Here is a 13012-nt window from a genome sequence, read left to right as displayed (position 1 = left end):
GCCCACCCACCCCGCTCAAGATCCGCACCCCGGCCCCGCGCACCCACGCACCGCGGAGCCCAAGATCCACACCCGGGGCCGCGCACCCTGCACCGCGCCGGCCAAGATCCGCACTAGTTCCCGGAAGTAGTGGCCACCAGCGCTCGGGAGACCACTGTTTCCGAGAAAGAGGGCGTTCCCGAGCGGGGCAACGGGGCAGTGGTGGCGGGTGGTTGGGATGGATCTTGACCACGGGCGGGAGGGCGTGGTGCGGTGACGGCATGGCAGCTGAGTACCGGGCAGTCTTCGATGCGGAGGTCGTCTTCGCCAACGGCGGCGGGTTGCGGACCGAGGGGTTCCGGTTGGACGTCCCCGGCCCGGAGATAGACGACGCGACGCTGGGCGCGCTCCTCGTCCGGCACCTCGGCCTGCTGATGGTGGGCGAGGTGCGGATCACCAACAGGACGGTCGTCGAGGAGCCGCACAAGGGCGGCCGGGCGGCCGCCGTTCCGGCCGGCGACGGCGGCCGGCGACTTGTCGAGCTGAGCCACGTGATCACCGACGGGATGATCACCCTGCCCGGCTGGCCGGCACCGCGGATCACCGACTGGCTCACCCGCGAGGCGTCCCGGGCGAACTACGCCCCGGGCGTCGAGTTCCACGTCGCCCGGATCGACATGATCGCCAATACCGGCACCTACCTCGACACGTCCGCCCACCGTTGGGCGGACGGGGCCGACCTGGCCGGAACCACGCTCGACCGCCTCGCCGACCTGCCCGGGATCGTGGTCCGGGTACCGCCCGGCACCCGGTCCGTGGACCGCCTGATGCTGGCCCCCTACGACGTGGCGGGGCGGGCGGTGCTGCTGCACACCGGGTGGGACGTGCGCTTCGGCACCGACCGCTACGCCAGCCCCGACGCGCCCCACCTGACCCGGGACGGTGCCGACTGGCTGGTCGACGCGGGCGCGACCCTGGTCGGCATCGACTCGATCAACATCGACGACATGACCCCGGCGGCGGCCGGCGAGCGGCCCGCGCACAGCGCCCTGCTCGCCGCCGGCATCCCGATCGTGGAGCACCTGACCGGCCTGGCGGCTCTGCCTCCGGAGGGGTTCCGGTTCACCGCCGCGCCGCCGCAGGTGGCCGGCATGGGCACCTTCCCGGTCCGCGCCTTCGCCATCGTCGACGCCTGACCTCGCCCGGTCCGGCACCGCTCGCCCGGCCAAGGTCCACTCCAGATGCGCGATGTTGCGGTCTCCACTCCGGGCAGAGACCGCGATATCGCGTAACTGGAGTCGATGTGCGGCTCGGCGGACCCTCAGGCGGCTCGGGCCGAGCCTGGACCGAGCCGGCGCACCAGCCGCTGGGACAGGTGGGCCAGCGAACGGGACTGGGCCAGGTCGATCGGCCAGCGATCGACGTCCGAGCCGGCGGAGAGTTCCAACAGCAGGCCGGATGGCGGGGTGGGACCGAGGTCCATCCGCCACAGGCCGATCCTGACCTGGATCACCTCGTCGCCTCGAACGGCTGTGCCGATGAGGCGGGACAGGTGCAGGTCGTTCCGCCCGGCGCAGTCCGGGCCGCGTAGGCACCAGGGCGGGTGGGCAGCGTTCGATAGGTTGCTCATGGGCCGGGGCTCCTTCCCGGTCAAGGCCCGGGGAGCGGAGTGCCACCTCCACCCCGGGCCGTCCTGTTTGTCGAGGAGACCTGCCACAGTCACTCTGATGCAACCTATGACTACCTGTCATGTCAGGTCAATACCTGCCACCACATTTCATTGACGCTTTCCCGGCAACCGTGATCACATGGGCGTTACCTGCCACGGAAGTCAACCCATGCCTGCGTACACGAAGAAGCAACGCCTCATCGACACCCTGACCGAGCGCATCGAGTCCGGCGAGTACCCGGCTGGCGCGAAGCTGCCCTCCGGCACCGAACTCTGCGCCGAGTTCGACGTGTCCCGCCAGGTCGTGCGCTCGGCCGTCGACTGGCTCAAGGCACGCGGGCTCGTTGAAGGGGCACCCGGCGCCGGCGTCTTCGTGCTTGCTCGTCCCCGCGAGTAACTCCGGCGCGTGTGCAGGATGGGGTACGCCCACGAGTTGCTCATCAGTAGCGCACCGAGATCCGCCGCTCGACCGCGTCGACCCGGATCTCCCCGCCGTACGGGATGACCAACTGCGGATCGGTGTGCCCGAGATCGACGTCGAAGACCACCACCGGGTCGTCGGCGTAGTCCGCCAGCGCCCGGGTGATCGCCTCCCGCTGCGCCTCGCCCCACTCCCGCCGCTGCTCCACCGTGTGCGGCTTGCCGAAGTCCCACGCCTTCGGCCGGCCGACCACGATCGCCGGGAAGCCCGCCAGCAACCCTCGCTCCCCCATGTTCCGCACGATCCGGAAGACCTCGGTGGCCGAGGGCAGCTCCTCCGAGGTCTCGATGACCAGCACCGAGCCGGCCAACTCCGCCGCCGACGGGACCCGGTCCACCGCCAGCAGCCAGTGCAGGATCTCCAGGTTGCCGCCCCAGGTGCGGCCCTGCACCACGTTCGCCGGCCCTTGCCAGCGCCACCCGGTGCCGGGGAACATCACCGGCTCGTACGCCAGCGTCGCCGGGTCCCGCCAGTCGTTCGGCTGGTCGCCCCACTCGGCGGCCGGGGTCAGCTCGTACCAGCCGGAGGTGAACAGGGCGGCGCGCAGCGAGTCGAAGGTCAGCGGGTGCGGCTTGCCCGGCCGGCCGAGGTGCACCAGCACGGACCCGCCGTGGTACGCCACCATCCCCAGCCGGTAGAGGTGGTTGAGGACGTTGGTGTTGTCCGAGTAGCCGTAGTACGGCTTCGGGTTGGCCCGTAGCACCGCGTCGTCCAGGTGGGGTGTGACGGTGATCAGGTCGTCCCCGCCGACGGTGGCGAGCACGGCGGTGATCGTCGGGTCGGCGAAGGCGGCGGTCAGGTCCCGCGCCCGGTCCCGCGGGTCGGCGCCCAGCTGCCGGGTCGTCGGATACTCCACCGGCTCCAGTCCGAACTCCTCGCGCAGCCGGCGCAGCCCCAGCTCGTACACGTGGGGGAAGAGGCCCGGCAGCCCGGCGGACGGCGAGACCACGGCGACCCGGTCGCCCGGCTTCGGCTTGGCGGGGTATCGCAACGACGTCATGCCCCCGACGCTATCGGCCGCGGCCAGCCGGTTTTCCGGGCGTCCGTCCGGCCGGCGGGCGCTCGTGCCGGCACGCCGTCGCCCACCGGGGGGCCGCCGGACAGGGCGGCCAAACCGCACAACCCGGGCGAAGCGCCGCCCTAGGCTGGCCACGTGGGCGATCAGGGGGCGGAGCTTCCGGTACGCGACTGGCTGCCGCGCGCGGCGGCGCTGCTGGTCGGCACGCTCGCCCTGGCCACCGCGTTCATCGCGGCGTACGTCGGGGCGCTGCACAAGCCGACCCCGCGCGACGTGCCGGTCGGGGTGGCCCGCAGCGACCAGCGCGCCCAAGCGGTGCTGGCCGCCGTCCGCAGCCGGACCGACACCATCAAACCCGTCCAGTACGACGACCAGGACCGCGCCCTCGACGCCCTGCGGTCCCGCGAGGTCTACGCGGTGCTGCACACCGACCCGGGCGGCGGCCTGATCCTGGCCACCGCCAGCGCCGGCGCGCCCACCGCCACCGACCTGGTCACCAAGGTGCTCACCCAGGCCGCCGGGCAGGCCAACCTGCCGCTCCGGGTCACCGACGAGGTGCCCGTCTCCGCCGACGACCCGCGTGGGCTGGTGCCGTTCTACCTCGCGGTGGGCCTGGTGCTCGGCGGCTACCTGGCGTCCACCGCCCTGGGTATCTCGCTCGGCACCGCGCCCCGCAGCCTGCGCCGCGCCGGCCTGCGGACCGCCACCCTCGCGGTGCACTCCGTGCTGCTCGGCATCATCGGCGCGGTGCTGGTCGGGCCGGTGATGGGCATCTGGGCCCACCAGGTCCCGGCGGTCTTCCTGGTCGGCGCGCTCACCGTGTTCGCCGCCGGCATGGTCGCCGCGGCGGTGCAGGGGTGGCTGGGACTGCTCGGTACCGGCCTGGTGATCCTGCTGCTGGTGGTGCTCGGCAATCCCGGCTCGGGCGGCATCTACGCCCCGGAGTTCCTGCCCACCTTCCTGCGGGGGATGCACCGGTGGAACGTCACCGGGCTGGCCACCGACCTGCTCAAGTCGGCGGTCTACTTCGACTGGCGGGCCGGGCGCTGGCCGCTGGTGGGGCTGGCGCTCTGGGTCCTGCTCGGGATCCTCGGGCTGGTCACCGCGACGATCTTCCGGGCGCACCGGCGCGCCGTCCGCGCCGCGCGGGCCCGCCCGGTCGCACCCAGGAGACCGGCCACCGATGGCTGAGCCCGTCGATCCGTCCCGGAGTGCAGATCATCACCCCGTCCCCCTCCTGACACCGGGGCGCACACGGATACGATCCAGGGAGTCGGACAGCGCTGTCCTTCGTACTCGCGTAAGGAGCGCACCGTGACCGACCAGCACGACCACGACGGGCCCGACGCCGCTCTCCGGGCCGACATCCGCCGCCTCGGCACCCTGCTCGGGCAGACCCTCGCCCGCCAGGAGGGCCGGCCGCTGCTCGACCTGGTCGAGGAGATCCGCGCCCAGGTCCGCTCCGATGCCCCCGCCGCCGCGCAGCGCCTCGCCGGCCTCGACGTCACCACCGGCACCAAGCTGGCCCGCGCCTTCTCCACCTACTTCCACCTGGCCAACATCACCGAGCAGGTGCATCGGGCCCGCGACCTGCGGCGGCGCCGGGCCATGCACGGCGGCTGGCTGGACCAGGCGGCCAAGATGATCGCCGAGCGCGGGGTCCCGGCCGAGGAGATCGCCTCGGTGGCCCGCCGGCTGGCGGTACGCCCGGTCTTCACCGCCCACCCGACCGAGGCGGCCCGCCGGTCGATCCTGTCCAAGCTGCGCGCCATCGCCGACGAGTTGGACGCCGAGACCGCCAACGCCATCCTCTACGGGGCCAGCGACGAGGGCCCGGCCAACCGGCGCCTGGCCGAACTGCTGGACCTGATGTGGCAGACCGACGAGCTGCGGCTGGACCGGCCCGACCCGACCGACGAGGCCCGCAACGCCATCTACTACCTGCGTGATCTGCACGCCGAGGCCGCCCCGCAGGTCCTCGACGACCTCGCCGACACGCTCCGCACCCTGGGCGTGGAGACGTCGCCGACCGCCCGCCCGCTGACCTTCGGCACCTGGATCGGCGGCGACCGGGACGGAAACCCCTTCGTCACCCCGACGGTCACCCGCGAGGTGCTGCAGATCCAGCACGAGCACGGCATCGAGGCCACCGAGAAGGCGATGGACGAGCTCATCAGCGAGGTCTCCGTCTCCCGCCGGCTGCGCGCGGTCTCCCTCGACCTCTCCGCCAGCCTCGCCGCCGATCTGGACGCGCTGCCCGAGGTGGCGCCCCGGTTCCGCCGGGTCAACGCCGAGGAGCCCTACCGCCTCAAGGCGCGGTGCGTGAAGGCGAAGCTGACCAACACCCGGGAGCGGCTGCGCAACGGCACCCCGCACGTGCCGGGGCGGGACTACCGCGGGTCCGCCGAGCTGATCGCCGACCTGGAGTTGCTGCGTGCCTCGCTGGCCCGCAACTCCGGGCAGCTCACCGCCGTGGGCCGGCTCGCCTCGACGATCCGTACGGTCTCCGCGTTCGGGCTGCACCTGGCGACCATGGACGTCCGCGAGCACGCCGAGGCGCATCACGCCGTCCTCGCCCAGCTCTACGGGGCGGTCGGCGAGGTGTCCGACTATCCGTCGCTGAGCCGGCTGGAGCGCACCAAGCTGCTCGCCGACGAGCTGACCGGCCGCCGGCCGCTCTCCACCCTGGACACGCCGCTCACCGAGACCGCGCGGAAGACGTTCGACGTGTTCGGGGCGATCCGCGAGGCCCAGGACCGGTTCGGCACCGAGGTGATCGAGTCGTACATCATCTCGATGACCCTCGGCGTGGATGACGTGCTCGCCGCGGTGGTGCTGGCCCGCGAGGCCGGCCTGATCGACGTGCACAGCGGCCGGGCCCGGATCGGCTTCGTACCGCTGCTGGAGACCCCGGCCGAGCTGAACGCCGGCGGCGAACTGCTGGACGAACTGCTGTCGCTGCCGGCGTACCGGGCGCTCGTCGCGGCCCGGGGCGACGTGCAGGAGGTGATGCTGGGCTACTCCGACTCCAACAAGGAGGCCGGCATCACCACCAGCCAGTGGTCCATCCACCGGGCCCAGCGCGCGCTGCGCGACGTGGCCGCCCGGCACGGCGTACACCTGCGGCTCTTCCACGGCCGGGGCGGCACGGTCGGCCGGGGCGGCGGCCCCACCCACGACGCCATCCTGGCCCAGCCGTACGGCACGCTGGACGGCGCGATCAAGGTGACCGAGCAGGGCGAGGTCATCTCCGACAAGTACACGCTGCCCGCCCTGGCCCGGGAGAACCTGGAGCTGACCGTGGCCGCGGTGCTCCAGGCGACGCTGCTGCACACCGCGCCCCGGCAGCCGGCCGAGATGCTGGAACGCTGGGACGCCACCATGGACGTGGTCTCCGAGGCGGCGTTCCGGTCGTACCGGTCGCTGGTCGAGGACCCGGACCTGCCCGCGTACTTCTGGGCCTCCACCCCGACCGAGCTGCTGGGCCAGTTGAACATCGGCTCCCGGCCGGCGAAGCGGCCGAACACCGGCGCCGGCCTGGCCGGCCTGCGGGCCATCCCGTGGGTGTTCGGCTGGACCCAGACCCGGCAGATCGTCCCCGGCTGGTTCGGCGTCGGGTCCGGGCTGGCCGCCGCGCGCGCCGCCGGCCTGGACGACGTGCTCGCCGAGATGCACCGGAACTGGCACTTCTTCCGCACGTTCCTGTCGAACGTGGAGATGATGCTGACCAAGACCGACCTCACCATCGCCCGCCGCTACGTGGAGACCCTGGTCCCGAAGAAGCTGCACCCGATCTTCGACAAGATCGAGCAGGAGTACGAGCTGACCAAGCAGGAGGTGCTGGCCGTCACCGCCTCGCCGGCGCTGTTGGACAACTCGCCCGTCCTCCAGCGGACCCTGGCGGTGCGGGACACCTACCTGGAGCCGCTGCACCACCTCCAGGTGGCGCTGCTGCGCCAGTACCGGGACTCCGGCGCGGCGGGCCGCGCGGTGGCGACCGCGCCCGGCGGCCGCCGGGCCCCCAACGACGGTACGGCGCTGGAGCGGGCGCTGCTCACCACGGTCAACGGCATCGCCGCCGGCATGCGCAACACCGGCTGACGGCCGGCCCCGCCGCTCACCGCCGCGCCAGATCGGCGACGTGGCGGGACCGGTGCTCGCCGCTGCACCAGATCGGCGAGGTGGCGGGACCGGTGCTCGCCGCCGCGCCAGATCGGCGAGGTGGTGGCATCCGCACCGCGTCAACCCCGCCAGATCGGCGAGGTGGCGGGCACCGGCTAGCGGTGCGCGGTGCCTGGTGGGGTCACCAGTCGCCGCCGCCGCCGAAGTCCCCGCCGCCGAAGTCGCCTCCGCTGTAGCCGGAGAAGTCGCCGCCCCCGTAGCCGGGGAAGTCGCCGCCGCCCTGGCCGCCGGCGAACTGGTCGCCGCCGAAGTCGTTGCCGCCCTGGTCGCCGGCGAACTGGTCGCCGTAGTCCTGGCCGTCGCCGGCCCCGTCCTGGAAGCCCTCCTGGTAGCCGGCCTCGTAGCCGTAGCCCGGGTCGGCGAAGGCGGGCGAGAAGAGCGCGTCCGCGATCAGCAGGCCGCCGAGCACCCCGGCGCCGGTGCCGAGCGCGGTCTTCCACCAGGGCGTCGAGTACCAGCCGGCGGGCACCCGCCGCCCCTGCCAGTTGCCGCCCGGGTAGTAGTAGGGCGTCTGGTTGCCCGGCTGCGGGCCAGCCCGGAAGGTCTGCCCCTGGACGTTGACCTCGCGCTCCTTGGTGAGCATCCCGGCGCCCCGGGCGGCGGCCAGCGGCGGCAGGTCCGGCCCCGGGTCGATGCCCAGCGCGGTCCGGGCCGCCCGGATGTACGCCAGCCCCTCCAGCGCGGTCTCCCGGGCCAGCGCGAACTGGCGCGGGGTACGCGCCTGCTCCAGCTGTGAGCCGGCCGCGTTGTACCGCTCGCCCGCGTCGGCCAGCGCCTGGCGTACCGCCGGGGCGTCGCCGTGCAGGTTCATGAGCTGCCCGCCGAGCCGCTCGTACCAGCGCTGCGCCTCGGCCCGCGCGTCGGCCAGCTCGGTGGCCTCGCGGGACCTGCTACCCCACCGCCAGAACACGTAGGCACCCCCGAGCATCAGCAGCAGGACGAACCACAGCCCAACCTTCATGACTCGACGGTACCCACGGGCGTCACGTCGTACCTGTTTGGCAAGCTTCGGAGGGTGACGAGCATCGCAACGCTGGCCGTGGTGATCATCTGTCTCGCCGCGGGCGGCGCGGTGGGCTGGCTGGCCGCCCGGTCCCGCTCGGCGACGCAGATCGCCCGGCTGGAGGCGACCCTCGCCGCCACGAGGGAGGGCGAGGGACGGCTGGAGCAGTCGATGCGGGCGCTCAGCTACGAGGCGACCGCCCAGTCGCAGGAGGCCGTGGCGCGCGCGGTGGCCCCGCTGCACGACACCCTCCGGCGCTACGAGCAGCGGGTCGCCGAGCTGGAACGCGACCGGGTCGACGCGTACGCGGAGCTGCGCGAGCAGGTGCGGGCGATGAGCACGGTCTCCGGGGAGCTGCGCACCGAGACCAAGCAGCTCGTCGCGGCGCTGCGCGCCCCGCAGGTCCGCGGCCGGTGGGGCGAGCACCAGCTCCGCCGGATCGTCGAGGCGGCCGGGATGCTGGAGCACTGCGACTTCTCCGAGCAGGTCACCGCCGCCACCGACCAGCAGGGGGTACGCCCCGACCTGGTGGTCCGGCTGCACGGCGGCCGGACGGTGGTGGTCGACGCCAAGGCGCCCTTCGACGCGTACCTGACCGCCATGGAGGCGCGCGACGAGCGGGGGCGGGACACTCACCTCGACGCGCACGCACGACACCTCCGGGCGCACGTGGACGCGCTGGCCGCCAAGTCCTACTGGGCCGCGTTCGACCCGTCGCCCGAGTTCGTGGTGCTCTTCGTGCCGGCGGACCCGTTCCTCGACGTGGCGTTGCAGCGCGACCCGACGCTGCTGGAGCACGCGTTCGCCCGCAACGTCGTGCTGGCCACGCCGGCCACCCTGGTGGCGCTGCTGCGCACGGTGGCGTACTCGTGGCGGCAGGAGGCGCTGGCCCGCAACGCCGCCACGGTGCACCTGCTGGCCCGCGAGCTGTACGGGCGGCTGTCCACCCTGGGCGACCACGTCGGCAAGCTGGGTGCGTCGCTGGGCGGGGCGGTGACCGCGTACAACCGGGCGGTGGGCTCGCTGGAGGCACGGGTGCTGGTCAGCGCCCGCAAGCTGGCCGAGCTGGGCGTCTCCGACCAGGAGCTGACCGCTCCGGCCCAGGTCGAGGTGGCGCCCCGCCAGCCGCAGGCGCCGGAGCTGCTGCCGAACGGCGGCGGCGCACCGTCCGCATCGGCCGAACGGCCGACGGGCATCGAGATCTAACACGTTCCTCGTGACGATGGCGGCCGATCCGTGTCACGGACTGGTCACAACCCTCCCCGCGCTAGTGACACCGCACGGCCTACCCCTGAGGATCACCGTCACGTGTGCCCTGTTCACTGAAGGGCCCTGTTCTCTGGAGGAAGAGAACGTGAGTCAACCCCGCAACCGGAGCCGGCGTACCTCCGCCGCGCTCTTCGCCTCGGTCCTGGCGGCCGGCGCGATGACGGTCGGGGGTGGTGCCGCCACCGCGAGCGCAGCCCCCGCCACCACCCCTGACGCCGCCCAGCCGACCGCCGTCGAGACGCTCGGAGCGCACGACGCCAAGCTGCTCATCGAGGCGAAGGCGAAGCACGCCCCCACCGTCACCCTGATCATCGCCACCAAGAAGGGCTCGACCAAGAAGGTCACCGACGGCCTCAAGAGCCTCGGCGCCGCGGTCAGCCAGCGGTACGACGAGGTCGGCTACGTGCTGGCCAAGGTGCCCACGTCCAAGGTCCTGAAGGCCGCGACGCTGCCGGGCGTCTCCGCCGTCGACCTCGACGAGACCATCAAGCTCCCCGACCCGACGCCCGAGGCCGCCCCGGCCGGCGCGAAGATCGCCAAGCAGGGCGAGACCCTGGCCGGCCCGGGTGCGGACACCGGTGCCGTCAACCCGTACATGCCGACCAACGAGACCGGCGCGGAGGCCTTCAAGGCCGCGCACCCGGCGTGGGACGGCCGCGGCGTCACCATCGGCATCATGGACTCCGGAGTGGACCTGGACCAGCCGGCCCTGCAGAAGACCACCACCGGCGAGCGCAAGATCGTCGACTGGGTCACCGCAACCGACCCGCTCGAGGACGCCAGCTGGCGGGCGATGATCACCGACGTGACCGGCCCGTCCTTCACGGCCTCCGGAGCCACCTGGAAGGCGCCGACCGGCACGTACAAGTTCAACCTCTTCCGCGAGAACATCACGGAACGGAGCGACCCGGCCGGCGACGTCAACCGCGACGGCGACAAGACCGACGTCTGGGGCATCCTCTACAACCCCGTCAACGGCGACATCGTGGTGGACGTCAACCAGAACCTCGACTTCACCGACGACGAGGTGATGCGGCCGTACAAGGAGAAGTTCCAGGTCGGCCACTTCGGCACGGACAACCCGGCCACCGCGGTGCGGGAGCAGATGCCGTTCGTGGTCGAGTACCGCCGCAACGTCGACACCACTCCGGTCGGCGGCCCCGGCCTGGTCGACTACGTCAACATCGGCATCATCGAGAGCACCCACGGCACCCACGTCGCCGGCATCACCGCCGCCAACGGCATGTTGGGCAACAGCGCGTTCAACGGCGCTGCCCCCGGCGCCAAGCTGGTCTCCGCCCGGGCCTGCTCCTGGGGTGGCGGCTGCACCTACGCGGCGCTCACCACCGGCATGATCGACCTGGTGGTCAACCGCAAGGTCGACGTGATCAACATGTCGATCGGTGGCCTGCCGGCGCTGAACGACGGCGCCAACGCCCGCGCCCAGCTCTACAACACCCTGATCACCACCTACGGCGTGCAGATGTTCATCTCGGCCGGAAACTCCGGCCCGGGCCTGAACACCGTCGGCGACCCGTCGGTGGCCGGCAACGTGGTCAGCGTCGCCGCCAACATCAGCAAGGACACCTGGCTGGCCAACTACGGCTCGGTGGTCCGCAAGGACAACGCACTGTTCAACTTCTCCTCGCGCGGCCCGCGTGAGGACGGCGGGTTCAAGCCGAACATCGCCGCTCCCGGCTCGGCCATCTCGACCGCGCCGACGTGGCAGCCCGGCGTGCCGGTCGCCGAGGCCGGCTACCCGCTGCCCCCGGGCTACCAGATGCTGAACGGCACCTCGATGGCCTCCCCGCAGGCCACCGGCGCCGCCGCGCTGCTGCTGTCCGCCGCCAAGGCCACCGGCCAGGCGGTCACCCCGGCCGCCCTGCGCCGGGCCGTCTACACCTCCGCCAAGCCGATCGCGGGCGTCCCGACGTACGCGCAGGGCTACGGCATGTTCAACGTGCCGGGCGCGTGGGAGCTGCTGTCCGGCGGGGTGGAGACCCGGACCTACACCGCCAACGCGGCGGTCTGCACCGAGCTGTCGGCGAACCTGACGAAGTACAACGAGGACCTGGGCGTCTTCGAGCCGAACCCGAACGTCGGCACCGGCATCCACAACCGCTGCGCCGCTGACCGGGGCGGGCAGAAGGTCAAGGAGAGCCGCGACTACGAGGTCAAGCTGACCCGGACCAGCGGGCCGAACCGCACCGTCGCCCACCTCATCGGCTTCCGGGGCAACGACGGCACCTTCTCGGCGCCGGCGGTCGTGCTGCTGCCGTTGAACAAGACCGTCAAGGTCAAGGTCAAGGCCAAGCCGATGACCGCCGGCGCGCACGGCGCCATCATGACCATTGACGACCCGGCCACCCCGGTGGTCGACTTCGAAGTCTCCACCGTCGTGGTCGCCTCGAACACGGTCAGCGCCCCGGCGTACTGGTACACCACCGAGGGCTCGGTGGAGCGCAACAGCTTCACGTCCTACTTCGTGACGGTTCCGCCGGGTGCCGGCGCGCTGCAGGTGAACCTCTCCGGCATCGCCACCGGCTCCCAGACCCGGTTCATCGCCATCAACCCGTACGGCGTGCCGGTGGAGAGCACCGCGAGCACGGCCTGCTACACCAACTTCTCCGACGCCGCCGTCTGCAAGCCGCAGGAGCGGGACTACCAGAACCCGATCCCGGGTGTCTGGGAGATCGAGGTGGAGGCCCGGCGTACCTCGCCGACCCTGGACAACCCGTTCCAGCTCCAGGCGCGAGTGCAGGGCGTCAAGGTCGAGCCGGCCGTCGTCGAACTGCCGTCGGTCACCGCCGGCACCCCGGCCAACGTGAGCTGGGGTCTGACCAACACCTTCGGCCCGGTCCAGGTGACCGGCGTCGGTGGCCCGCTCGCCAGCGTGCACGCCGAGCGGCCGACCATCGCCGAGGGGGCGACCCAGGAATACACCGTCGAGGTGCCGGCGGGCGCCACGTCGTTCACCGTTCGGATCGGCAACCCGGCCAACCCGAGCGCCGACCTCGACCTGTTCGTCTTCCGGGGCGCCACCGAGGTCGGCCGTTCGGCCGGCGGCAGCTCGGAGGAGGCGGTCACCATCACGAACCCGGTGGCCGGCACCTACCGGGTGGTCGTCGACGGATACGCCGTCACCGGGCCGGGCAGCAGCACCGCCTACGACTACCGCGACTCGTTCGCGTCCGCGTCGCTGGGCTCGGTGTCGGCTCCGGCCACCTCGCTGACCCTGGACAACGGCGCCACCGCCGCCCTCACCGGCACGGTGACCGCTCTGGCGGCCCCGGCCGCCGGCCGGGAGCTCTACGGTGACGTGGCCGTCACCACCACCGAGGGCGCGGTCGTCGGCCGCGGCTCGGTGTCCATCGGCGCGGTCAACTGACCTCCCGCTGAACCCGAGGAGCC

General features: G+C 72.5%; 9 protein-coding genes. 6 read left to right on the top strand and 3 right to left on the bottom strand.

The window, feature by feature from the left end:
- Positions 1-260 precede the first annotated feature (260 nt).
- Positions 261-1175: a cyclase family protein gene (locus ACFYML_RS16370; protein WP_387421396.1), complete on the top strand. Its 915-nt coding sequence runs from the start codon at positions 261-263 to the stop codon at positions 1173-1175.
- A 125-nt stretch (positions 1176-1300) separates the two neighbouring features.
- Here ACFYML_RS16370 and ACFYML_RS16365 read toward each other — a convergent pair whose 3' ends face one another.
- On the bottom strand, positions 1301-1609 hold the full coding sequence (locus ACFYML_RS16365; protein WP_387421395.1) for a hypothetical protein: 309 nt from the start codon (positions 1607-1609) through the stop codon (positions 1301-1303).
- A 208-nt stretch (positions 1610-1817) separates the two neighbouring features.
- Between ACFYML_RS16365 and ACFYML_RS16360 the strand changes: the two genes are divergently transcribed.
- Positions 1818-2045 carry a winged helix-turn-helix domain-containing protein gene (locus tag ACFYML_RS16360; RefSeq protein WP_387421394.1) on the top strand — a complete coding sequence of 76 codons (228 nt, stop codon included), beginning with the start codon at positions 1818-1820 and terminating at the stop codon, positions 2043-2045.
- 43 nt (positions 2046-2088) lie between these two features.
- Here ACFYML_RS16360 and ACFYML_RS16355 read toward each other — a convergent pair whose 3' ends face one another.
- Entirely contained in the window at positions 2089-3129 is a 1041-nt protein-coding gene (locus ACFYML_RS16355) for a S66 peptidase family protein (RefSeq protein ID WP_387421393.1), read from the bottom strand.
- A gap of 153 nt (positions 3130-3282) precedes the next feature.
- On the opposite strand from ACFYML_RS16355, the gene ACFYML_RS16350 reads away from it, so the two are divergent.
- Entirely contained in the window at positions 3283-4338 is a 1056-nt protein-coding gene (locus ACFYML_RS16350) for a hypothetical protein (RefSeq protein WP_387421392.1), read from the top strand.
- 123 nt (positions 4339-4461) lie between these two features.
- Positions 4462-7248: a phosphoenolpyruvate carboxylase gene (gene ppc / locus ACFYML_RS16345; RefSeq protein ID WP_387421391.1), complete on the top strand. Its 2787-nt coding sequence runs from the start codon at positions 4462-4464 to the stop codon at positions 7246-7248.
- Between the two features lie 202 nt (positions 7249-7450).
- On the opposite strand, the gene ACFYML_RS16340 is transcribed toward ppc, so the two are convergent.
- Positions 7451-8290: a hypothetical protein gene (locus ACFYML_RS16340; RefSeq protein WP_387421390.1), complete on the bottom strand. Its 840-nt coding sequence runs from the start codon at positions 8288-8290 to the stop codon at positions 7451-7453.
- A 54-nt stretch (positions 8291-8344) separates the two neighbouring features.
- On the opposite strand from ACFYML_RS16340, the gene ACFYML_RS16335 reads away from it, so the two are divergent.
- Both ACFYML_RS16335 and ACFYML_RS16330 read left to right on the top strand, forming a co-directional pair.
- Positions 8345-9538, top strand: coding sequence for a DNA recombination protein RmuC (locus tag ACFYML_RS16335; RefSeq protein WP_387421389.1), 1194 nt, complete (start codon positions 8345-8347; stop codon positions 9536-9538).
- Between the two features lie 148 nt (positions 9539-9686).
- Positions 9687-12989, top strand: coding sequence for a S8 family serine peptidase (locus tag ACFYML_RS16330; protein WP_387421388.1), 3303 nt, complete (start codon positions 9687-9689; stop codon positions 12987-12989).
- Positions 12990-13012: the final 23 nt, after the last annotated feature.

Source organism: Micromonospora sp. NPDC007230 (assembly GCF_042869115.1).
In the GTDB taxonomy this organism is placed as follows: Bacteria; Actinomycetota; Actinomycetes; order Mycobacteriales; family Micromonosporaceae; genus Micromonospora.
This window is presented reverse-complemented; position numbering and strand designations above follow the sequence as displayed.